Below are 21,472 nucleotides of genomic sequence, written 5' to 3' on the forward strand. Positions count from 1 at the left end.
AATTGTTATAGTGGGAGGGGAAACGGCAAGTAATGTTCACTATCTTGCACTTTCAGACAAGTCCTTTGTAATAATCTGTTACATATATCTGAAGTGGTGAATTCAACGGGCATGAGAAATGTTATCCAGCGTTAAATTTCTTTAATCGTAAAAAGGCAGATTTTTACGCTAATGAACAGGGCGTGAAAGGGACCGGTGGCAATATGTTCTGCTATTTGACGATTAATGCAGTGATATAGGCCAATATCTGAAAAATAGCCAGTGTATTGTATTGTCAATAAAAGTTTTGATCGGAGCATTTGCAGCTGAATTTAACCAGATTGAATAAAATAATTTACATAGGGTTATCAGTTTGATCGCGATCACAATTGGATAGAAATTTTTGCTATCAAAAAAATGATTAACCTGGATAAGTGTTTAAACACCCGCATATTCCATTAGGGTCTGGATGTCAGGCGATAGGATTGTCGGTAACGAACCGGACATGGAGAGGATAACAAAGGGTTATGACGGGGCGGGCTGACGCCCCGGTCGGTCAAAAGTCGACTTTGTCTTTGTATTCGCAAAGATCTTCAATAATGCAGGAGCCGCAGCGCGGTTTACGCGCAATGCAGGTGTAGCGGCCATGCAGAATCAGCCAGTGATGGCAGTCAACTTTAAACTCTGCGGGAACCACTTTCAGCAGCTTTTCTTCTACCTGCTCAACGTTTTTACCTGGCGCGAACTGGGTTCGGTTACAGACGCGGAAAATATGCGTATCTACGGCGATGGTGGGCCAGCCAAATGCGGTGTTAAGCACGACGTTAGCGGTCTTGCGACCAACGCCCGGCAGAGCTTCCAGCGCAGCGCGATCTTCGGGTACTTCACCCTGATGTTTTTCCAGCAAGATACGGCAGGTTTTGATGACGTTTTCGGCCTTGCTGTTAAACAAGCCGATTGTCTTGATGTATGACTTAACGCCCTCAACGCCAAGCGCGAGCATGGCGGCAGGGGTATTGGCGACCGGGTAAAGCTTCGCGGTGGCTTTATTAACGCTCACGTCGGTGGCCTGGGCCGACAGCAGGACCGCGATCAACAGTTCAAAAGGCGAATTGAAGTTCAGTTCCGTTGTCGGGTGCGGATTGTTGTCACGCAAGCGGGTTAAAATTTCCAGCCGTTTCGTTTTGTTCATGAGGCATTCCCTGTTTCGCCAGAGGGCAGTTCCGTTGCGACCGCCACGCTGGCGCGGCGTTTTTTCATTTTCTCGTCAATAAGGTATTTCACTGCCAGCATCAGGCCAAGCCCAATGAAGGCGCCCGGCGGCAACATCGCCAGCAGGAAAGGGGAATCGGTGTGGAAAATTTCAATCCGCAGCACTTTCGCCCAGCTTCCCAGCAGGCTGTCCGCGCCGTCAAACAGGGTGCCGTTACCGAGGATCTCACGCAGCGACCCCAACACGAACATCGCGCCAGTGGCGCCCATGCCGATAGCGAAACCGTCAAGCGCCGAAAGCGCCGGTCCTTTCTTCGCCGCAAAAGCTTCCGCACGGCCCACCACGATGCAGTTGGTCACGATAAGCGGAATAAAGATGCCTAACGACTGGTAAAGGCCATAGGCATAGGCGTTGATCAGCATCTGCACGGCGCTCACTACCGACGCGATGATCATGACATAAATCGGGATACGAATTTCCGCTGGCGTCCAGCGGCGCAACGCTGAAACGGTCAGGTTGGTGAGCGTCAGCACCAGCGTAGTGGCAAGTCCCAGGCCCAACGCATTGGTTGCTGTTGAGGTCACCGCCAGCAGAGGGCATAAGCCCAACAGCTGAACCAGCGCGGAGTTGTTTTTCCATAACCCCTGGACAATAACGTCTTTGATTTCGCTCATGGTCTATTCTCCACAGGCGGGAAGGTGTGAAAGTTGCGCGGGCAACGTTTGTGCATAAAGTCCAGCGCGCTTCACGGCGTTAACCACTGCGCGAGGCGTAATGGTCGCGCCAGTAAACTGGTCAAAGTCGCCGCCATCTTTTTTTACTGCCCAGCGACTGTCGTTTGCGCCCTGGATCGATTTACCGCTGAAATGCGTGATCCAGTCTGACAAGCGTCGTTCGATTTTATCGCCCAGCCCTGGCGTTTCGTGATGTTCGGTAACCCGCGTGCCTAAAACCGTGCCGTTGAAGTCTGCGCCAACCAGCAGTTGAATCGCGCCGGAGTAACCATCAGGCGCCGTCGCTTCCATTACCGCCGCGACGGGAGTGCCATTTTTCTCGGCGATATAAACGCGGTGCTCGCCTTTCCCCAGCGCCGGGGCGCTAACGATGAAACAACGGTTCTGTAGCTGATTGTTATAGCGATCGGCGGGCAGCACCTGATCAAAAAGCGCTTTTTGCTGGAGAGCGGCCTGCTCGTCGATGGTCGTTTTGGTCATCATATTGATGGCGGCGGTCAGTCCGGTTGAGCCTGCTGCAAACAGCGCCAGCGTGATGCCATGTTTACGAATCGTTTTCAGCATGGATTATCCTTTGCGATGGCCATACACCCGCGGACGGGTGTAATAATCGATCAGCGGAACCGTAATATTCGCCAGAAGCACGGCGAAGGCTACGCCATCCGGATAACCGCCAAAGCTGCGGATGAGCCAAACCAGCAGCCCCGCAAGCGCGCCGAACACCAGACGACCCCGATTCGTGGTCGAGGCCGTTACCGGATCGGTCAAAATAAAGAACGCGCCGAGCATGGTCGCACCGGAAAGCAGGTGGATTGACGGCGAGGCCAGGGCGTCGGGGGCGAAAAACCAGCCCAGCGTTGCGCAGACACTTAACGAGAGCAGAAAGCTGACCGGAATATGCCAGCGAATCGCTTTTTTCCACAGCAACCAGACACCGCCAGCCAGCCACGCCAGATTGACCCACTGCCAGCCCACACCCGCAAACGCGCCGCGGTAAATAGGGTATTGCTGGATCTGGTCAACAGAGCGCCCCGCATGCAGCGCAGTTTTAAAGGTATCCAGCGGCGTGGCCTGACTGATCCCGTCAATGCCCATCCGCAAGCTATTCATATCGTTACCGCTGGCGGTATGACCGGTCAGGATCACCTGAAGCGCATCCATCAGGCCTGGCGATAGCGCGGCAATCTCATGCGGCGGTAGCCAGCTTGTCATCTGAACGGGGAAGGAGATGAGCAGGACAACGTAGCCAATCATTGCCGGGTTAAACGGATTCTGACCCAGGCCGCCATACAGCTGTTTGGCGATAATCACGGCGAAAACGGTACCGAGAACCCCCATCCACCAGGGGGCCAGCGGCGGAATACTGACGGCCAACAGCAATCCGGTCAACACAGCGGAATTGTCTTTTAAAACGGACAGAACCGGCTGTTTACGCAGTCTGAGCACCGCGGCTTCTGCGAGAACGGCGCTGATGCCTGCAAGCACAATCTGAAAAAGCGTGCCCCAGCCAAAAAACCACAGCTGTGCGGCGATACCCGGTACGGCGGCGAGTAAAACCAGCAGCATAATGCGTGATGTCTGACGCTGGTTATGCGTGTAAGGAGAACTTGCGATTCTGAATACCATTTATTCCTCGTTGACAACCTGCTGCTGAGCGGCTTTTTTGGCTTTCGCGCGGGCAATGGCGGCTTCAACCGCCGCTTTACGCGGATCGACCGGTTCGGCGGGCGAGGCCTGTTGGTCCGTTGCTTGCTGCGCCAGCTTACGCGCTTTCGCGCGGGCAATGGCGGCTTCAACCGCCGCTTTACGCGGGTCCACCGGTTCGGCGGGCGCGGCCTGTTCGTCCGTTGCCTGCTGTGTCAGCTTACGCGCTTTCGCGCGGGCAATAGCGGCTTCGACCGCCGCTTTACGCGGGTCGGTATCCGTGGTGACACTATTTTCCGCCTGTTTTGCGCGCGCCTGAGCCTTACGCGCTTCCCGGGCGGCAATGACCGCGCTGTTATCCGGTTTTTCCCCGGCCTGGATGATAACCGGCTGAGTTGCCTGAGCTTGTTTTTGTTTCACTCGCGCAAGGGCTGCAGCGATGGCGTCCTGGTCTTTCGCCGCTGGCTGGACCGCCGCTTTTTTATGGCGCTCAAGGCGTGCCGCTTTTTCGCGTTCCAGACGCGCCTGACGTGCTTCAAATCGCGCTTTGGCTTCCGCCGCCCGTTTTTCTTCCTGGCTTATGGCGTTCAGTTCGGCTTTTTCCTGACGGAAATATTGCACCAGAGGAATATTGCTCGGGCATACCCATGCGCAGGCGCCGCATTCAATGCAGTCAGCAATGTTGTGCGCGGTGGCTTTATCATGCTGCTGCCCTTTACTGAACCAGTAAAGCTGTTGCGGCAGTAGATCGGCCGGGCAGGCGTCCGCACAGGCGCTGCAGCGAATACAGCCTTTTTCTTCCTGGGGTTCGCCCATTTCGGTTGCGGAAGGCGCCAGAAGACAGTTAGTGATTTTGACCACCGGCACATCGAGCCAGGGCAGAGTGAAGCCCATTAGCGGGCCGCCCATGATCACCATTTGATCGGCTGAAGGGCAGAATCCCGCGTCGTTCAGAAGATGACGCACCGGCGTACCCAGTCGCGCCCAGACGTTGCCGGGGCGACTGACGGCTTCGCCTGTCAGCGTCACCACGCGTTCGGTAATGGGTTCACCATCAATTACCGCACGTTTAACGGCATAGGCGGTACCGACGTTTTGCATCAGCACGCCGATATCGGAAGAACGACCGCCGTGGGGCACCTGTTTGCCGGTCAGGATCTGGGTAAGTTGTTTCGCGCCGCCTGAGGGATATTTAGTGGGGATCACGCGCAGGGAGATGTCATGAGCGTCGGCCAACACGGCGCGCAACATCGAAATGGCCTGCGGTTTGTTATCTTCAATACCAATCAGAACCTCGCGTGGCTGGAGGATATGCGCAAGGATGCGGATCCCCTCGACGACCTGCGCGGCACAGTCCTGCATCAGGCGATCGTCAGCGGTAATGTAAGGTTCACATTCCGCCGCGTTGACGATCAGCGTTTCGATTTTATCACCGCCGCCCTGCAGTTTTACGCCGGTTGGGAAGCCCGCGCCGCCAAGACCCGCAACGCCATACTGGTGGATGCGGGTGATTAATTCTTCGCGACTATGCGAGGTGTAATCCGACCAACCATCACGCTCAATCCAGCGGTCTTCGCCGTCGGCATCAATGATCACGCTCAGTTCAGCGAGGGCGGAGGGATGGGCGGTGGAGTGCGGGGCAATTGCCGCTATCGTACCGGAGGTGGGCGCATGTACCGGCAGCATTTTTCCGCGCCCACGGGTTAACGGCTGTCCCCGCAATACGTGCTCACCGACAGCAACGCACAGTTCGCCCTCGGCGCCAATGTGCTGTTTTAGGGGAATAACGAAGCGCTGCGCCAGGGGGACCTGACGCAGCGGCGTTCCGTTGGACTGCGATTTCATTTCTGGCGGATGAATACCGCCATCGAAATCCCAGATCTTATTTTTTCTGAAAGCAGAGAATAACTTAAGCATGTTGTTCCACGGGGATAATGCGCACGGGGATCGTGTTTAAATCCCACTTCCAACTGTCAGGCGTCTCGGCGACCGGGCGCAGTTCGATACACTGTGTCGGGCAAGGATCGACGCAGAGATTGCAGCCGGTACAGAGATCGCTCATCACCGTGTGCATGGCGCGCGTCGCACCGACAATCGCGTCAACAGGGCAGGCCTGAATGCACTTCGTGCAGCCGATACAGTTGGCTTCATCAATTACGGCCAGCATACGCACAGGCGCCATGGCCTGTTCATCGCCGTCTATCGGCTGCGGATCGACATTCAACAGTTCAGCGATTTTAAGCATCACCGCTTCGCCGCCGGGCGCACAGCGGTTGATTTTCTCACCCTGGCTACCGATAGCTTCCGCGTAGGGACGACAGCCGGGGTAACCGCACTGCCCACACTGGCTTTGCGGTAAAATTTCATCAATTTTTTCGACGACCGGATCATCTTCCACCGCATAGCGGCGGGAGGCATAGCCCAGAATGGCGCCGAACACCAGGCCCAGCAGGCTCAAGGCGGCAACGGCAATCCAGAAAGCATTCATTACAACTTCACCAAACCACTAAAGCCCATAAAGGCCAGAGACATTAACCCTGCCGTGATCAGCGCAATCGCGTTACCGCGAAAGGGGGCAGGGACATCCGCCACGGCGAGGCGCTCGCGAATGGCGGCAAACAGCACCATGACCAACGAAAAACCGACGGCGGCGGAAAATCCGTACAGAGCCGACTGCAAAAAAGTGTGACCAAGGTTGATATTCAGCAGCGCGACGCCCAGTACTGCACAGTTGGTGGTGATCAACGGTAAGAAAATCCCCAACAGACGATAAAGCGCCGGGCTGGTCTTACGCACCACCATTTCGGTGAACTGTACAACAACCGCGATAACCAGAATAAAGGCCAGCGTGCGCAGATAAATCAGATTGAGCGGAATCAGGATCCAGGTATCAATCAGCCATGCGCAGATCGAGGCCAGGGTCATCACGAACGTCGTTGCGAGGCCCATTCCCATGGCGGTTTCCAGTTTTTTGGACACCCCCATAAACGGACAAAGCCCCAGAAACTTCACCAGTACAAAGTTATTGACCAGCACAGTTCCGATAAACAGCAGCAGGTAATCAGTCATTTTTCGGCCTGAAATAAAAAAGCCGCCTATTATCTGACAATCTACAGCAGGCGACAACAGGTTAACTGTATGGTTATTACGGGTTCACGAAAGTCGATTTCACGCGCGCAGAGCGTTTGAAATAGGGCACCAGCAGTGCTGCCGCCAACAGCGGAAACAGCAGTTGACGTACGGCAAGAGCATCGGGCACGGGCGAAAAGGCAAAGGATTTGATCGCCAGCAAAACCGACACCAGCAACCAGACAATATAGTGCTTTGGCACACAACGTCTGCGCTTAAAGAACGCAATCGTCAACCACAGGGTGTAGTACCACATGGCGATCGCGGTAAGAAAAGAAACGCCCCATAAAACCAGATTGCCCCCGCTTTGTTCTGACAACATTCTGAACGTTTGCGGCGTTGCGAGCGCCGTAGCGTAAAGAAAAAGGGCCAGCGAAGCACTTAACAACGCGACTAAAAGCCAGGCCAGTGGGCCAAGTAACCAGCCTCCAATGCGTTGTGCCGGGGTTGTGGTCATAAAATCTCCGGAATTGCCAGACATACCGTTCTTTTTGGGGCGGTTATTATAAAGCTTTTGCTGGCAAGCGCTACTTTCTTATTGGACGTAACGCCAGACGGACTTTGGCACCTGACCCACATCAAACAGTCGACCGCCGGATACCAGTTCCGCGCGACGGTGATCGGCAGCGCGATACATATTGATGATGTCCCGATCGTCGGTAAGCGTGTAATGGAGATGGTCGAACAACTTTTCCAGACTTTCAAGTGAACTAATTTTGCGGAATTTTAATAAATAATCCTGAACGGTCATAAACAGGGATCCCTAATATAAAAATAATGCCTATTGAGTTGCGAACGTAAAAAAATAAACAAACGATCCCTGACCAGCACGCCCGGGATACCAATGCAAAATAAGTGATTTCTTAACAGCTAAAGCCGTGCCAGACGGCACTGGCCAGAAGGTTATCCTGCTTCATTGAAACTGGCAATATGCGCAGGCGCGGTAAGCGGCAGATTTACCTTTTTCAGATACTTTTTCAGCCTTTTCTGTATTTAAAAGCCCGTTGCTGAACGCCAGACGACGCAAGCCGCCTGGCGGGAGAGCATCATTTTTTCTGAACGACTGCGGTTTGCTCTGGCGGCTGGTAATTATCAATATGATTAGCCACGCCCAGCAGCACCACGGAAAATGCAAGAACCACCCAACCCGTTAATTCGATAATACGATTGATCACTGACGACATTTGCTTTGATTTATCCTTAAACACAGACGGCGAATTTTACTTAGCGAAAGTTAAGCCAGCAAGGGTTTCGGGAACGGTTTCAGTCACTTTATTACCCCGGACGGCGCTTAAATGACGGTTGTTTGACTTAAGTTAACTCTTCGCCTTTCTGCTGCGGGGCGAAGTAAACTATTGTTAGACGATTATGGATAGTGTGAAATGGTCACAGACTGAAACGAGAGGCAACATGATGAGTGACAATATCCGCGTAGGATTGATTGGCTATGGATACGCCAGCAAGACGTTCCACGCGCCGTTAATTGATGGTACACCCGGTCTGGAACTGGCCGTCATTTCCAGCAGCGATGCAGCCAAGGTAAAGGCGGACTGGCCTGCCGTGGCCGTTGTCTCTGAGCCAAAGCATTTGTTTAACGACCCCAATATTGACCTGATTGTCATTCCCACCCCTAACGACACCCATTTCCCGCTGGCGAAAGCCGCGCTGGAAGCCGGTAAGCACGTGGTGGTTGATAAGCCTTTTACCGTGACACTGTCACAAGCTAGCGAACTGGATGCGCTGGCGCGTAGCCTTGGACGGGTGCTTTCCGTCTTTCATAACCGCCGTTGGGACAGCGATTTTCTGACCCTGAAAGCGATGCTGTCAGAGGGCGTGCTGGGGGAAGTGGCCTATTTTGAGTCTCACTTTGACCGCTTCCGCCCGCAGGTCCGCGATCGCTGGCGCGAACAGGGCGGGCCAGGTAGCGGTATCTGGTACGATCTGGCGCCGCATCTGCTGGATCAGGCAATCAACCTGTTTGGTTTGCCGGTCAGTATGACCGTCGATCTGGCGCAACTGCGTCCGGGGGCCCAGTCAACCGACTATTTTCACGCCACGCTCTCTTATCCCCAGCGCCGGGTGATTTTGCATGGAACGATGCTGGCGGCGGCGGAATCGGCGCGCTATATCGTACACGGTTCGCGGGGGAGCTATGTGAAATATGGCCTTGACCCGCAGGAAGAGCGGCTGAAAAACGGCGAGCGTCTGCCACAGGAAGACTGGGGCTACGACATGCGCGACGGCGTGCTTACCCGCGTGGAAGGCGAAACGCGCGTCGAAGAGACCTGGCTGACCGTTCCGGGGAATTATCCGGCGTATTACGCCGGGATCCGCGATGCGCTGAACGGTAATGGAGAAAACCCGGTACCTGCAAGCCAGGCGATTCAGATTATGGAATTGATTGAGCTTGGTATTGAGTCGGCTAAACACCGTTCGACGCTGAGTCTGACGTAAGAGCTATCTGCCCGGCGGCGCTATCGCCCGCCGGGCAGGCTTATGCAGTAGGCCGGATAAGGCATCACCGCCATCCGGCACCGTCCTTTACGCTGCCGCCACTTTTTCGCGCAGCGCCTGTTTTTCCTGCGCACTCAGAAAAGCGATTTCCAGACCGTTGATCTGCGCCTGGCGAATCTGTTCGCGCGTCAGACCCGCAGCCGGCGCCGCGACGGTATACTCATGAATAATATCTACGCCCTGTACTGCCGGATCGTCGGTGTTCAGACTGGCCAGTACGCCGTGCTCAAGGAAAGTTTTCAGCGGATGCGCCGCCAGCGATGCCACGGTGCTGGTCTGTATATTTGATGTCAGGCAGGACTCAATTCCGATGCGCTGCTCCGCAAGAAAGTCCATCAACGCAGGATCCTCAACGGCTTTCACGCCGTGTCCGATGCGCTCTGCGCCCAGCTCACGAATTGCCTGCCAGATGCTTTCCGGGCCGGCGGCTTCTCCCGCATGAACGGTAATGCGCCACCCGGCGTCACGGGCCCGGTTAAAATGCGACAGGAACAAACTGCCCGGAAAGCCCAGTTCATCTCCGGCGAGATCCAGCGCGGTGATCTGATCGCGGTGCGCCAGAAGCGCCTCGAGCTCTTGCAAACAGGCGGCTTCGCCAAAAGTGCGGCTCATGATGCCAATCAAACGCGCCGACACGCCGAAGGCTTCGCAACCTTCGCGTACACCCGCGATGACCGATTCCACCACGCCCGCGATCGGGAGGTTATGCGTCATGGCCATATAACCCGGAGAAAATCGCAGTTCAACGTAGTGCAGGCCATTTCGGGCGGCATCTTCAATGTTCTCGAACGCCACGCGGCGGCAGGCCTCCAGGGAGCCTAATACTTTGACTCCCCAGTCCAGCTTAGCCAGGAAACTGACCAGATCGGGTTCCGTCGCGGTCACCTGAACATGGGGGATCAGCGTGTCGAGCGTCTGGGCTGGAAGCGTCAAATTGAACTGGCGACCAAGGTCGAGGATGGTCTGGGCGCGGATGTTGCCATCCAGGTGGCGATGAATGTCAGTTAACGGCAGGGAAGTATCAATCATGGTCGCACTCATTATTTGAATAGAAAAGTGCGCGCTATTATAAAAACAAATCCCGGTGAAAAGCTATGTTGCGCAATGATTAATTTCATTGCGCAACGGTGCGTTAGCGGACGGAACGAATCGCCTTTATCAGGCCGGAGACGCCTTGTTCAAGTTTCGAACGCGGGCAACCGGCATTTAAACGCACAAAGCCGCGCCCCTCATCGCCATAGGTAAAGCCGGGCATTATGGCGATTTTTTGCTGATGAATAAGCGCAGACTGCAATGCATGATCATCAATCTTCAGCGAACGCAGATCGATCCACGCCAGATACGTTGACTGCGGCGGTTGCCAGGCCAGTTCCGGAAAGGCGCCGTTAAGCGTATCGGCAACATAACGCAAATTATCCTTCAGGTAACCGCGAAGCGCATCCAGCCAGGGCGCGCCTTGCTCGTAGGCTGCGATGTGCGCGGTCAGCGCCAGGACGGCAGGCGACGACAGACCATCGCGACCTTTTAGCGCATTGAGATAACGAGTGCGGCTCTGTTCATCTTGTATCAGGCCATACGCGCCAGTAAGCGCCGGAATATTGAAGCTCTTCGAGCCGGAGGTAAACAGCGCCCAGTTGCCGCTCGCCACGTTGCACCAGGGAATGTGCGGCTGTTCTCCCCACACCATGTCCATATGAATTTCATCGGAAATAACCCGAACGCCGTGGCGCTCGCACAGCGCCGCCATGATCTCCAGTTCACCGCGCGTCCAGACTTTACCGGTCGGGTTGTGCGGGCTGCACAGCAACAGAATTTTACTCTCCGGTCGCGCCAGCGCCGCTTCCAGTTTATCCCGGTCGCAGATCCATCCCGCACGGGGGTTTTCCAGGGCGACGGGAATCACGGTGCGCTGATTGCCCTCTATAGCTTTGTAAAAAGCGTCATAGGCAGGCGTATGGACAACCACGCCGTCACCCGGCGCGGACCACTGGCGAATTAATTCCGACACCATATAGATCACCGAGGGGCCATACACCAGCGAACCGGTGTCGATCGTGGTGTTGTGTCGTTGATCGAACCAGGAGGCGATGGCGCCGAGAAACGCATCATTTTGCCAGCGGCTGTAGCCCAGTACGCCGTGAGCGAGGCGCTGGTGCAGCGCCTCCAGGATACAGGGCGCCGTCGCGAAATCCATATCGGAAATGGTAAACGGCAGCAGATCGGCAGAACCAAAACGGTCGGCAACGTAATCCCATTGGGTGCACCAGGTCCCATGCCTGTCAACAACGGTTGAAAAATCGAACATAGCGTAGCCCTTATGCCTGAACGGTATTCATCAGACCCGCCATTTCGTCTTTCACCGACTGAACCTGAGGACCAATGACCACCTGCAAATTATGCTGATTCAACTGAACCACCCCAATGGCGCGGTTGTCCTTGAGCGCCTGGACGTTCACAAGCGACATATCCTTCACCGACAGACGCAGGCGGGTAATGCAGTTATCGAGGCTGACGATATTATCGGCACCGCCCAGCGCCGCCAGAATGGCTGGCACATTATAGCCCGATTTACCCGGCGCGCCGGCAACGGCTTTTTCTATCGTGCTGGCGATGTCACTGTCGCGACCCGGCGTTTTCAGATTAAAGCGGGTGATGGCGAAGCGGAAAATGACGTAGTACACCGCGAACCAGATAGCGGCTACCACTGGCACCAGATACCACTTGGTCGACAGGCCGTGCAGAATACCAAACACGACAAAATCGATAATATTGCCGTCAGTGTTGCCGATGGTCACGCCCAGCACCGACATAATGGTGAAACCCAGACCCGTCAGTAACGCGTGAATCACATACAGTACCGGGGCAACGAACAGGAATAAAAATTCCAGCGGTTCCGTGGTGCCGCCCACGACGCACGCGATCAGGCCAGATATCAACAGTCCTTTGATTTTATGGCGATTTTCAGGCCGGGCGCAGTGATACATCGCTAATGCGGCTCCCGGTAAGCCGCCGAGAAACGCGGGCATTTTACCCTGTGAGAGGAAGCGGGTTGCGCTTTCAGAGAACCCCTGTGTGGTAGGGCAGCTCAACTGCGCCTGGAAGATAGTCAGGGCGCCGCTCACCGTATGACCGCACACTTCCTGTGTACCGCCTGCGTCGGTAAAGCGAATCAGCGCAACCAGAATGTGATGTAAACCAAACGGTAACAGCAGACGTTCGCCGGTACCAAACAACATGGGGCCAAAGTCGCCCGCGCTGTTAATCATATGACCGAGTCCGCTGATGCCCATCGCAAATACCGGCCAAACCAGTGGAATGACCAGACCCACCAGGCCCATAACCACGGAAGAGATAATCGGCACAAAGCGGGTCCCGCCGAAGAATGCCAGCGCATCCGGCAGACGAATATTGTGAAAACGTTCGTGCAGCATCCAGACGATAATACCGGCGATGACCGCGCCGAGGATCCCGGTGTCGATGGACGGGATCCCGAGGATATTCTGGATGTTATTGGCTTTCAGCACCGCCGGGTCGGTGGCGGGCAGAATGCCTTTTGCGGTTAGCCAGAAGTTAACCGCAAGGTTCATCACCGCATAGCCGACGAAACCGGCGAACGCGGCGACGCCTTTGTTTTCGCGCGCCAGACCTAAAGGAATCGCGATGCAGAACATGACCGGCAGGAAGCTAAAGGCGAATGAACCGACTTTGCTCATCCAGGTGAAGATCGCCTGCAGGACCGGATTGCCCAACGCCGGAAGCAGAGTCAGCACATCGTGGCTGCTTAACGAACTGCCGATGCCCAGCATAATGCCGCAAAACGACAGTAAAGCGACGGGCAGCATGAAGGTTTTGCCCAACTGCTGGAAAAATTCCCATAACGTGATTTTGGGTGCTGTTTTTGCCGTCATCTAACGACTCCTTGTGAAAATTCATCGGTAACGCGTAAATTTGAGCGGAAAGATAAAACGTTTTACCTTATTTTAGTGCGGCGCAAATCACATTATCGGAGGATAATAGGGCGTATAAATATAAGTGATTGATAAAACGTTTTATCTGTCACGTTAGCAGGGGAGTTTGTTGTTTCCATGGCTATAGCCAAAAAAATCACTATCCACGATGTGGCGCTGGCGGCGGGGGTGTCGGTCAGTACGGTTTCGCTGGTGCTCAGCGGTAAAGGACGTATTTCAACCGCCACCGGGGAGCGCGTCAATGCGGCGATCGAAGAACTGGGCTTTGTGCGCAACCGTCAGGCTTCCGCGCTGCGGGGAGGACAGAGCGGCGTTGTTGGGCTGATCGTTCGTGATTTATCCGCCCGGTTTTACGCGGAGCTCACCGCGGGCTTGACCGAAGCGCTGGAGTCGCAGGGACGGATGGTCTTTCTGCTGCATGGCGGACATGACGGCGAACAGCTGGAACAGCGTTTTACGATGTTACTGAATCAGGGTGTCGATGGGGTGATCATCGCCGGCGCTGCGGGGAGCAGTGAGACGCTACGCGTGATGGCGGAAGAAAAGGGCATTCCCGTGGTGTTTGCCTCCCGCGCCAGCTATCCCGACGACGTGGATACCGTGCGCCCCGACAACATGCAGGCGGCACAGTTGCTGACGGAGCATCTCATCCGCCACGGCCATCAGCGTATTGCCTGGTTAGGCGGGCAAAGCTCCTCTTTGACCCGGGCCGAACGCGTGGGCGGCTACTGCGCCACGCTGTTGAAATATGGTCTGCCGTTTCACAGTGACTGGGTGCTGGAGTGCGCCACCAGCCAAAAACAGGCGGCTGAGGCCATCACCACGTTGCTACGACGAAATCCGACCATCAGTGCCGTGGTCTGTTATAACGAAGTGATCGCCATGGGGGCGTGGTTTGGCCTGATGCGCGCCGGTCGCCAGAGCGGCGAGGTCGGCGTCGATCGTTACTTTGAACAGCAGATTTCACTGGGGGCATTTGCCGACGTTCCGGAAAACGCGCTGGATGATTTGCCTATTGTCTGGGCCACAACGCCGGCGCGCGAAATGGGGTATTACCTGGCGGAACGCATACTGCAACGCATCGGCCATGATGACGGACACACCCGTAACCAGACGTTATCGGCGCGGCTGGTGATACAAAAATAAACCCCTCAGACGAGGGGTTCAGAGTGGGCCTTACGGCTGCGTCGGTGCGTCTGGCACCGGCAATGACGCCATGCCGAACAAGCCGACAAATTCTTCCAGCGGCATTTTATTCCCGTTCAGCGTCACCTGGCCGTTAGCGTACTGCAGGCTGCTGCCAATGGTGTTGTCTTCCAGGGTGGTCACGCGGAACATCTGCCCCATGGCTGACAGACCTTTGACCTGCTGCGTAGCCAGTTTTTCCGCCTGCTCCTGCTGGTAACCTTCCAGTTTGGCAATCTGCGTCATGAACTCAACGGCCATATCCATGGGGATGGCTAATTTGCCGTCAAGTGATTTCACCGAACGGTCGACTTCATCGGCCAGCGTCTTCGGCTCGCCCTGCGCGGTTGCCGGATCTTTCAGGAATAGGGAAAGGTTGAAGGTGGTTTCACCTTTTGCGTTTTTCCAGCTCAGCGGCGCGACCGTCACCACCGGTTCACCTTTCATCAGCAGCGGCAGGGCGCTGAAGAACGCCTCGGTCACTTTTTGCTGATAGAGTTCCGGGTTATCTGCGATTTCCGGCTGTGTCAACAGCGCCTGGGTTTGCGCATTATACTGCTGGCTAAACTGATGCCATGCTTCGCCGTCTATCTGGCCCACTTTCAGCGTCAGCTTACCGCTACCCAGATCCTGATTCTGCACTTTCAGGCTGTTAAGCGAATAATCCAGTTGGCTGTTAATGGTTTTGCCGTCGTTGACCAGATCGGTTTTGCCGTTAATTTCCATACCTTCGAGCAGCGCCATCTCTTTGCCTTCTACAGAGATCGCCATTTTATCGAGGGTCAGTTTCTGATCGCCAACGCGCTCGCCGAAGCTCGCGAGGCTGCTGGAACCTTCGGTCTTAAGATTGTTGAAGGTGAACTGAACCTTCTGACCATATTCGTTTACTGCGTTCACCAGACCACTCTGCGCTTCACCGGAAAGCGACACCTCTTTGCCTTCTTTGTCGGCGTTGAAGATGAACTCACCGCCGCTAAAGGCAACTTTATCGGTCTCATTCTCGTAATTCAGCGGCTTCACCGCCATCACCGAACGCGTATCGCCGCTGTAGCTTATACGGGAGTTGATCTCGAAGGGGGCTTCACCTTTGGCGAGATCAAACAGCGGCTTGCTGACCTCGTTATTTTGCAGGGTGGTTTTCACCGAGGCCATTGACGGGATGAGATTCAGGGTTTTTAACTGCGCGAAGGGGAAAGGACCATGATCGACAGACTCATTGAAAACCACGCTCTGGCCCGCTTTCAGCCACGGATTTTCTTTGCCGGCAACCGGCTTAAGCACCAGTTGCAGCTGGCTGCTGAACACGCCGCGCTGATAGTTTTGATAGCCAAGTTCCACATTCGCCTGCGGCGCGCTGCGCTTAATTTGCTCATTGGCCTGACTGACCATCTCAGAAAGATGGGTTTCCAGCTTCTTACCTGTGTACCATGCACCGCCCGTCCAGACGATACCGAGTGCGACGATGACACTCGCAGCTACCAGCGATTTTTTCATATTGTTTATCCATAAAATGAAACCAGGCAGCCCGGGCCGCCTGGAGAACGCAAAGACCTCTTACTAGCTTAGCAAGAGTTGTTAAAAAATTCAGTAAGTTGCTAGAACTTGTTGTAGACCCGCGCTAAACGGCCCACGCCACTGGCCATGATCGGCGACTCCGCAGCGCTGATGAACGCAGACTCGCCGGGTTTCAACACCAGACGCTGCTCGCCTTTGCTGAGCACAGCTTCGCCTTCCACGCAGAACAGAATCGCCGCGCTTTGCTGCGCGACGGGCGTTTCCTGCGCGGACAGGTCGTGCAACGAGAAGGCGAAATCATCTACCGGAATAGGGAAGTCCAGTTCCGCACCGTTTTTCTCCGGCGTTGTTAACAACTGGTTGGCTGGCTTAGCGTCGAATCTGACGTTGGCGACCAGTTCCGGAATATCGATATATTTTGGCGTCAGTCCGGCACGCAAAACGTTATCGGAATTGGCCATCACTTCCAGCGCCACACCCTGCAGATAGGCATGCGGCGTTTCAGCGAACAGGAACATGGCTTCTCCCGGATTCAGCTTCACCACGTTTAACAGCAGCGGCGAAAACAGGCCGCTGTCATCCGGGTAAAACTCGGCGATAAGACGAATCGTCTGCCACGGTTCGCCTTGCTGATTTTCCAGAGCGGCTTTCAGAATCGCCAGCGCGCGGGATTTTTCTTCCCCCTGCATATTCAGCAGACCGGCGAACAGTTCACTCAGCCGTTCAGCATTGGGGTTTTCCAGAAAATGCGCGATAGCGGTGTGAGCGCCAGCGACCGGTTGCAGCAGGGAGACGATCTCAGAGAACTCGCGAAATGCGTTCATCGCCAGGAACGGCGTCAGGGCAAAAACCAGCTCTGGCTTATGGTTCGGATCCTTGTAGTTGCGCTCGGCGGCATCCAGCGGGATCCCGGCGGCATTTTCCCGGGCAAAGCCTGTTTCAGAATTACGTTTGTTCGGATGCACCTGAATGGACAGCGGTTGTGCGGCGCAAAGGACTTTAAACAGGAAGGGCAGCTCTCCAAAACGCTCAGCAACCGCATCGCCCAGCAGGGTGGATTTATGCTTTTCGATGACGTCACGTAGCGACACGGTTTGGCCGTTAGCATCAACCACCTGAGAGCTGCTTTTTGGGTGCGCGCCCATCCACAGCTCCGCCATCGGCTGCTGCTGCGGGTTAGCTATGCCGTAAAGCTCCGTCAGCGCCGTTTTACTGCCCCACGCATAGTTCTGCACCGAGTTGATAAGTTTTTGCATTTCAATGCCCTGTTTCAATTTTAAAATGAGGTGGAAATGAATGCGGTTATTAAACCAAGAAACCCGCGGGATGTAACCTGTGCACGCAAAAAGTCGTACTTGTCTCAGTTTTTGTTAAAAAATTGTGTAGGATAGTGTAACTCGCTTTTAACGAGGGCAAAGGAACATCTGCCCTGAAGCCTAAGATAATCAGACCGAGCAGTAAGTGAGAGATCAATGTCAAACAAACCCTTCTTTTATCAGGATCCTTTTCCCCTTAAAAAGGATGATACCGAATACTATCTGCTGACCAGTGAACACGTTTCCGTGGCCGAATTTGAAGGACAAGAGATCCTGAAAGTTGCGCCACAGGCGCTCACGCTGCTGGCGCAACAGGCCTTCCATGACGCCTCGTTCATGCTGCGCCCGGCGCATCAGCAGCAGGTCGCCGATATTCTGCTTGACCCACAAGCCAGCGAAAACGACAAGTACGTTGCGCTGCAGTTTCTGCGCAACTCCGACATTGCCGCGAAAGGCATTTTGCCGACCTGCCAGGACACCGGTACAGCGATTATTGTCGGCAAAAAAGGGCAACGCGTGTGGACTGGCGGCGGCGATGAGGCTGCGCTGGCGCGCGGGGTGTATAACACCTATATCGAAGATAACCTGCGCTACTCGCAGAATGCCGCGCTGGACATGTATAAAGAAGTGAATACCGGCACCAACCTGCCAGCGCAGATTGACCTTTATAGCGTGGATGGCGATGAGTATAAATTCCTCTGTATCGCCAAGGGCGGGGGATCGGCGAATAAAACGTATCTGTATCAGGAAACCAAAGCGCTGCTGACGCCGGGGAAACTGAAAAATTATCTGGTCGATAAAATGCGCACGCTGGGCACCGCGGCCTGCCCGCCATACCACATCGCGTTTGTTATTGGCGGCACGTCTGCCGAAGCAAACCTGAAAACCGTCAAACTGGCCTCTGCGAAATATTATGACGCGCTGCCAACGGAAGGAAATGAACACGGTCAGGCTTTCCGCGACGTTGAGCTGGAAAAAGAGCTGCTGGTGGAAGCGCAAAATCTGGGGCTGGGCGCGCAGTTCGGGGGCAAATATTTCGCTCATGATATCCGGGTGATTCGTCTGCCGCGTCACGGGGCGTCCTGTCCGGTGGGGATGGGGGTCTCCTGTTCCGCGGATCGTAACATCAAGGCGAAAATTAACCGCGATGGGATCTGGATCGAAAAACTGGAGCATAATCCGGGTAAATACATTCCCGAGGCGCTGCGCAAAGCAGGCGAAGGGGAAGCGGTGCGCGTTGACCTGAACCGCCCGATGAAAGATATACTGGCGCAACTGTCGCAGTACCCGGTTTCCACGCGTCTGTCTCTGAACGGAACCATTATTGTGGGGCGTGATATCGCCCATGCCAAACTGAAAGAGCGTCTGGATCGGGGCGAAGGCCTGCCGCAGTATGTGAAAGATCATCCCATCTATTACGCCGGTCCGGCGAAAACGCCGGAAGGGTACGCATCGGGCTCGCTCGGCCCAACTACCGCAGGTCGGATGGATTCTTACGTCGATCAGCTTCAGGCCGCCGGCGGCAGCATGATAATGCTGGCGAAGGGGAACCGCAGCCAGCAGGTCACCGACGCCTGTCACAAGCACGGCGGTTTCTACCTCGGCAGTATTGGCGGCCCGGCGGCGGTGCTGGCACAGGGCAGCATCAAGAGCCTCGAATGTGTGGAATACCCGGAACTGGGCATGGAAGCGATCTGGAAGATCGAAGTGGAAGATTTCCCGGCCTTTATCCTGGTGGATGATAAAGGAAATGACTTTTTCCAGCAGATTCAGACGTCGCAGTGCGCACGCTGCGTGAAATAACGTCAGCCGCCCTACGGGGCGGTTTTTTTTCGCACGAACCACCAAACGACGGTTACGTCATCGTTAATACTCATAAGACCGCAAGCAAGTGGGCAATGTCGAACATAACCTCATCAACGCATTAAGTAAGGAGAAGGTAATGGTAACGGTACGCCGCGAGAAAGATTCGATGGGTGCAATTGATGTCCCGGCAGATAAACTGTGGGGCGCGCAAACCCAACGTTCACTGGAGCATTTTCGTATTTCGACTGAAAAAATGCCCGTCGCGCTGATCCACGCGCTGGCGCTCACTAAGCGTGCAGCGGCAAAGGTTAACGAGGATTTAGGGCTGCTGTCGCCGGAGAAGGCCTCTGCCATTATGCAGGCCGCCGACGAAGTGCTGGCAGACAAACATGCCGATGAGTTTCCGCTGGCTATCTGGCAGACCGGTTCCGGTACGCAAAGTAATATGAATATGAATGAAGTACTGGCGAACCGGGCAAGCGAGCTGTTGGGCGGGGTGCGCGGAATGGATCGCAAAGTGCATCCCAATGATGACGTCAACAAGAGCCAAAGCTCAAATGACGTTTTCCCGACGGCCATGCATGTGGCTGCGCTGCTGGCGTTACGTAAGCAACTTATTCCGCAACTGACGATATTAACTCAGACCCTGCGCGAGAAATCCCACGCCTTCGCCGACATAGTCAAAATTGGTCGTACCCACCTACAGGACGCCACGCCGCTGACGCTCGGTCAGGAAATCTCCGGCTGGGTGGCAATGCTTGAGCATAACCATAAACACCTGGAGGCCAGCCTGTCGCACGTCGCGGAACTGGCGCTTGGCGGCACCGCCGTTGGTACAGGTCTGAATACCCATCCTGAATATGCGCGTCGCGTGGCCGATGAACTGGCGCTGATAACCCAGGCGCCGTTTGTTACCGCACCCAATAAGTTTGAAGCGCTTGCCACCTGTGATGCGCTGGTACACGCTCACGGCGCGCTGAAAGGGCTGGCGGCCTCACTGATGAAAATCGCCAATGATGTGCGCTGGCTGGCTTCCGGTCCGCGCTGCGGCATTGGTGAAATCGCTATCCCGGAAAACGAACCGGGCAGTTCGATCATGCCGGGCAAGGTTAACCCGACACAATGTGAAGCGTTGACGATGCTGTGCTGCCAGGTAATGGGCAACGATGTGGCAATCAACATGGGAGGGGCGTCGGGAAACTTCGAACTCAACGTTTATCGCCCGATGGTGATTCATAATTTCCTGCAATCTGTGCGTCTGCTGGCCGACGGCATGGAAAGCTTTAACGCCCATTGCGCGACAGGGATTGAACCGAACCGCGAGCGCATCAATCAGTTGCTTAACGAGTCGCTGATGCTGGTCACCGCGCTGAATACCCACATCGGCTATGATAAAGCGGCAGAGATCGCCAAAAAAGCGCACAAAGAGGGGCTGACGCTGAAAGCCGCCGCTCTGGCGCTGGGCCACCTCAGTGAAGAGGAGTTTGATCGCTGGGTGCGGCCAGAGCAGATGGTCGGCAGCATGAAGCCGGGTCGTTAATCCGCCACGTACAGGTGCAGCCGGGGAATTATCAACCGTAGCGGCTGCGCCTGGGGTTTAAAACGGTGCTGAACGTTATCGGCATCGTAATTCAGCAGTTCGCCGATGTCGGGCACACCCGCGCCGTTATCCGTGCTGATTAACGCAATCAGCGGGGTCGGGCAGGCGTGTTGCACCTGCTTCTGTTTCCCTTTATACCAGACCCTGGCGATGGGCTGGACCTTGACCGGACGCTTAATTTTCAATTTCGCCCGCTGCGGTAGCGCGGCGATATCCTGGTATTCTCGCTCCAGCTTTGCCTGCCACTCCTCGCGGGTCCAGGGATGTACGCTACGTGGGGTGTTGAGGCTTTTTTCAAGCTGGGCCAGCACCTCGTCGCGGGTGAGATTCTTGATGATATGTTTATTCGCCCAGCCGAAGCGCAGCGTCGCCGGATCGTTAATCACCGTCAACGCGCGGTAGGCATTGAGCGTGATCAACCCGGGTAAATGACGATGCACCCATTCAAATCGCGCTGCAGAGGGTAAGCCTGACTCCACGGTAACGATATATTCGAAGGTGGTTTTCAACTGGTTTATCTGTTCAACCTGACGCTGTAACGCCTGCTGACTGGCGTTATCCACCCGAAAGCAGATCACGCCGGGCAAACGAACCGCCGCTTTGCTGCTGCGCTTCTCCGACTGCTGCTGAATGAACAGGTGGCGATAATGCGCTAACGCCAGCGACAGCGCTTCTTTACCCAGATGCTGTTTGACCGCAATGGTCTCCAGCGGGTTATGCTCATCTTCTTTACTGATCTCCGGCAGGGAAAAAACGCGGGCAATCGTCAGGGGTTGCTGGCTGAGCGCTTCCGTCAGCGCCGCGAGCGCCTGCTCCATCTGACGAAACGTGCTGTTCAGTCGGTCGACAAGATCGTAGCGTGCCATGAT

Annotated in this window: 20 protein-coding genes; 4 read left to right on the forward strand and 16 right to left on the reverse strand. The window is 55.2% G+C overall.

What is annotated here, in order from left to right:
- Positions 1–535 precede the first annotated feature (535 nt).
- The 10 genes from nth to blr all read right to left on the reverse strand — a co-directional run bounded on the left by nth (position 536) and on the right by blr (position 7,871).
- Positions 536–1,171 carry an endonuclease III gene (nth, locus tag APU02_RS07755; protein WP_060569707.1) on the reverse strand — a complete coding sequence of 212 codons (636 nt, stop codon included), beginning with the start codon at positions 1,169–1,171 and terminating at the stop codon, positions 536–538.
- Positions 1,168–1,866 (reverse strand): electron transport complex subunit E, encoded by a 699-nt coding sequence (locus tag APU02_RS07760; RefSeq protein ID WP_042282805.1) that lies wholly within the window; start codon positions 1,864–1,866, stop codon positions 1,168–1,170. Before APU02_RS07760 ends, nth begins: the two co-directional genes overlap by 4 nt.
- Before the next feature lie 3 nt (positions 1,867–1,869).
- Positions 1,870–2,490, reverse strand: a complete 621-nt coding sequence (gene rsxG, locus APU02_RS07765) for an electron transport complex subunit RsxG (protein ID WP_042282807.1) — start codon at positions 2,488–2,490, stop codon at positions 1,870–1,872.
- Between the two features lie 3 nt (positions 2,491–2,493).
- A complete protein-coding gene (rsxD, locus tag APU02_RS07770; protein ID WP_060569708.1) occupies positions 2,494–3,552 on the reverse strand; it encodes an electron transport complex subunit RsxD in 1,059 nt (352 codons plus the stop codon).
- Positions 3,553–5,487: an electron transport complex subunit RsxC gene (gene rsxC, locus APU02_RS07775; protein WP_060569709.1), complete on the reverse strand. Its 1,935-nt coding sequence runs from the start codon at positions 5,485–5,487 to the stop codon at positions 3,553–3,555.
- Entirely contained in the window at positions 5,480–6,058 is a 579-nt protein-coding gene (gene rsxB, locus APU02_RS07780; protein WP_060569710.1) for an electron transport complex subunit RsxB, read from the reverse strand. The genes rsxC and rsxB overlap by 8 nt, the downstream gene beginning before the upstream one ends.
- On the reverse strand, positions 6,058–6,639 hold the full coding sequence (gene rsxA, locus APU02_RS07785; protein ID WP_042282814.1) for an electron transport complex subunit RsxA: 582 nt from the start codon (positions 6,637–6,639) through the stop codon (positions 6,058–6,060). Before rsxA ends, rsxB begins: the two co-directional genes overlap by 1 nt.
- Before the next feature lie 76 nt (positions 6,640–6,715).
- Positions 6,716–7,156, reverse strand: coding sequence for a DUF2569 domain-containing protein (locus APU02_RS07790; protein ID WP_042282816.1), 441 nt, complete (start codon positions 7,154–7,156; stop codon positions 6,716–6,718).
- A 78-nt stretch (positions 7,157–7,234) separates the two neighbouring features.
- A complete protein-coding gene (gene ydgT, locus APU02_RS07795) occupies positions 7,235–7,450 on the reverse strand; it encodes a transcription modulator YdgT (RefSeq protein ID WP_042282818.1) in 216 nt (71 codons plus the stop codon).
- A gap of 295 nt (positions 7,451–7,745) precedes the next feature.
- Positions 7,746–7,871: a division septum protein Blr gene (blr, locus tag APU02_RS07800; RefSeq protein ID WP_042284684.1), complete on the reverse strand. Its 126-nt coding sequence runs from the start codon at positions 7,869–7,871 to the stop codon at positions 7,746–7,748.
- Positions 7,872–8,112: 241 nt separating this feature from the next.
- Between blr and APU02_RS07805 the strand changes: the two genes are divergently transcribed.
- Entirely contained in the window at positions 8,113–9,153 is a 1,041-nt protein-coding gene (locus tag APU02_RS07805) for an oxidoreductase (protein WP_060569711.1), read from the forward strand.
- Positions 9,154–9,240: 87 nt separating this feature from the next.
- Here the strand turns inward: APU02_RS07805 and add are convergent, their stop codons facing one another.
- From add to malX, 3 genes are all read right to left on the reverse strand, one after another.
- Positions 9,241–10,242: an adenosine deaminase gene (add, locus tag APU02_RS07810; protein ID WP_060569712.1), complete on the reverse strand. Its 1,002-nt coding sequence runs from the start codon at positions 10,240–10,242 to the stop codon at positions 9,241–9,243.
- A gap of 103 nt (positions 10,243–10,345) precedes the next feature.
- Positions 10,346–11,518 (reverse strand): MalY/PatB family protein, encoded by a 1,173-nt coding sequence (locus tag APU02_RS07815; RefSeq protein ID WP_060569713.1) that lies wholly within the window; start codon positions 11,516–11,518, stop codon positions 10,346–10,348.
- A gap of 10 nt (positions 11,519–11,528) precedes the next feature.
- Positions 11,529–13,121: a PTS maltose transporter subunit IICB gene (gene malX / locus APU02_RS07820; protein WP_042282825.1), complete on the reverse strand. Its 1,593-nt coding sequence runs from the start codon at positions 13,119–13,121 to the stop codon at positions 11,529–11,531.
- Positions 13,122–13,298: 177 nt separating this feature from the next.
- Here malX and APU02_RS07825 point away from each other — a divergent pair, with 177 nt between their 5' ends.
- A complete protein-coding gene (locus APU02_RS07825; RefSeq protein ID WP_060569714.1) occupies positions 13,299–14,327 on the forward strand; it encodes a Mal regulon transcriptional regulator MalI in 1,029 nt (342 codons plus the stop codon).
- A 30-nt stretch (positions 14,328–14,357) separates the two neighbouring features.
- Here the strand turns inward: APU02_RS07825 and APU02_RS07830 are convergent, their stop codons facing one another.
- Positions 14,358–15,860 (reverse strand): YdgA family protein, encoded by a 1,503-nt coding sequence (locus APU02_RS07830; RefSeq protein WP_060569715.1) that lies wholly within the window; start codon positions 15,858–15,860, stop codon positions 14,358–14,360.
- A gap of 101 nt (positions 15,861–15,961) precedes the next feature.
- Complete coding sequence (manA, locus tag APU02_RS07835) at positions 15,962–17,137, reverse strand: mannose-6-phosphate isomerase (RefSeq protein WP_060569716.1); 1,176 nt, start codon at positions 17,135–17,137, stop codon at positions 15,962–15,964.
- 216 nt (positions 17,138–17,353) lie between these two features.
- Here manA and fumB point away from each other — a divergent pair, with 216 nt between their 5' ends.
- The gene (gene fumB / locus APU02_RS07840; RefSeq protein WP_060569717.1) at positions 17,354–19,000 is read left to right on the forward strand and encodes a class I fumarate hydratase; all 1,647 of its coding nucleotides are present in this window, start codon (positions 17,354–17,356) and stop codon (positions 18,998–19,000) included.
- 139 nt (positions 19,001–19,139) lie between these two features.
- A complete protein-coding gene (gene fumC, locus APU02_RS07845; protein WP_060569718.1) occupies positions 19,140–20,543 on the forward strand; it encodes a class II fumarate hydratase in 1,404 nt (467 codons plus the stop codon).
- Here fumC and tus read toward each other — a convergent pair.
- Positions 20,540–21,469 (reverse strand): DNA replication terminus site-binding protein, encoded by a 930-nt coding sequence (tus, locus tag APU02_RS07850; RefSeq protein ID WP_060569719.1) that lies wholly within the window; start codon positions 21,467–21,469, stop codon positions 20,540–20,542. The genes fumC and tus overlap by 4 nt on opposite strands.
- Positions 21,470–21,472 lie beyond the last annotated feature (3 nt).

Source organism: Citrobacter sp. 50677481, from assembly GCF_001463265.1.
GTDB classification, from domain to species: Bacteria; Pseudomonadota; Gammaproteobacteria; order Enterobacterales; family Enterobacteriaceae; genus Citrobacter_A; species Citrobacter_A sedlakii.

What these genes read in the sequence shown, in the direction of transcription:
- nth (WP_060569707.1), bottom strand. Translation starts at nt 1,171, where the DNA reads ATGAACAAAACGAAACGGCTGGAAATTTTAACCCGCTTGCGTGACAAC.
- APU02_RS07760 (WP_042282805.1), bottom strand. Translation starts at nt 1,866, where the DNA reads ATGAGCGAAATCAAAGACGTTATTGTCCAGGGGTTATGGAAAAACAAC.
- rsxG (WP_042282807.1), bottom strand. Translation starts at nt 2,490, where the DNA reads ATGCTGAAAACGATTCGTAAACATGGCATCACGCTGGCGCTGTTTGCA.
- rsxD (WP_060569708.1), bottom strand. Translation starts at nt 3,552, where the DNA reads ATGGTATTCAGAATCGCAAGTTCTCCTTACACGCATAACCAGCGTCAG.
- rsxC (WP_060569709.1), bottom strand. Translation starts at nt 5,487, where the DNA reads ATGCTTAAGTTATTCTCTGCTTTCAGAAAAAATAAGATCTGGGATTTC.
- rsxB (WP_060569710.1), bottom strand. Translation starts at nt 6,058, where the DNA reads ATGAATGCTTTCTGGATTGCCGTTGCCGCCTTGAGCCTGCTGGGCCTG.
- rsxA (WP_042282814.1), bottom strand. Translation starts at nt 6,639, where the DNA reads ATGACTGATTACCTGCTGCTGTTTATCGGAACTGTGCTGGTCAATAAC.
- APU02_RS07790 (WP_042282816.1), bottom strand. Translation starts at nt 7,156, where the DNA reads ATGACCACAACCCCGGCACAACGCATTGGAGGCTGGTTACTTGGCCCA.
- ydgT (WP_042282818.1), bottom strand. Translation starts at nt 7,450, where the DNA reads ATGACCGTTCAGGATTATTTATTAAAATTCCGCAAAATTAGTTCACTT.
- APU02_RS07805 (WP_060569711.1), top strand. Translation starts at nt 8,113, where the DNA reads ATGAGTGACAATATCCGCGTAGGATTGATTGGCTATGGATACGCCAGC.
- add (WP_060569712.1), bottom strand. Translation starts at nt 10,242, where the DNA reads ATGATTGATACTTCCCTGCCGTTAACTGACATTCATCGCCACCTGGAT.
- APU02_RS07815 (WP_060569713.1), bottom strand. Translation starts at nt 11,518, where the DNA reads ATGTTCGATTTTTCAACCGTTGTTGACAGGCATGGGACCTGGTGCACC.
- malX (WP_042282825.1), bottom strand. Translation starts at nt 13,121, where the DNA reads ATGACGGCAAAAACAGCACCCAAAATCACGTTATGGGAATTTTTCCAG.
- APU02_RS07825 (WP_060569714.1), top strand. Translation starts at nt 13,299, where the DNA reads ATGGCTATAGCCAAAAAAATCACTATCCACGATGTGGCGCTGGCGGCG.
- APU02_RS07830 (WP_060569715.1), bottom strand. Translation starts at nt 15,860, where the DNA reads ATGAAAAAATCGCTGGTAGCTGCGAGTGTCATCGTCGCACTCGGTATC.
- manA (WP_060569716.1), bottom strand. Translation starts at nt 17,137, where the DNA reads ATGCAAAAACTTATCAACTCGGTGCAGAACTATGCGTGGGGCAGTAAA.
- fumB (WP_060569717.1), top strand. Translation starts at nt 17,354, where the DNA reads ATGTCAAACAAACCCTTCTTTTATCAGGATCCTTTTCCCCTTAAAAAG.
- fumC (WP_060569718.1), top strand. Translation starts at nt 19,140, where the DNA reads ATGGTAACGGTACGCCGCGAGAAAGATTCGATGGGTGCAATTGATGTC.
- tus (WP_060569719.1), bottom strand. Translation starts at nt 21,469, where the DNA reads ATGGCACGCTACGATCTTGTCGACCGACTGAACAGCACGTTTCGTCAG.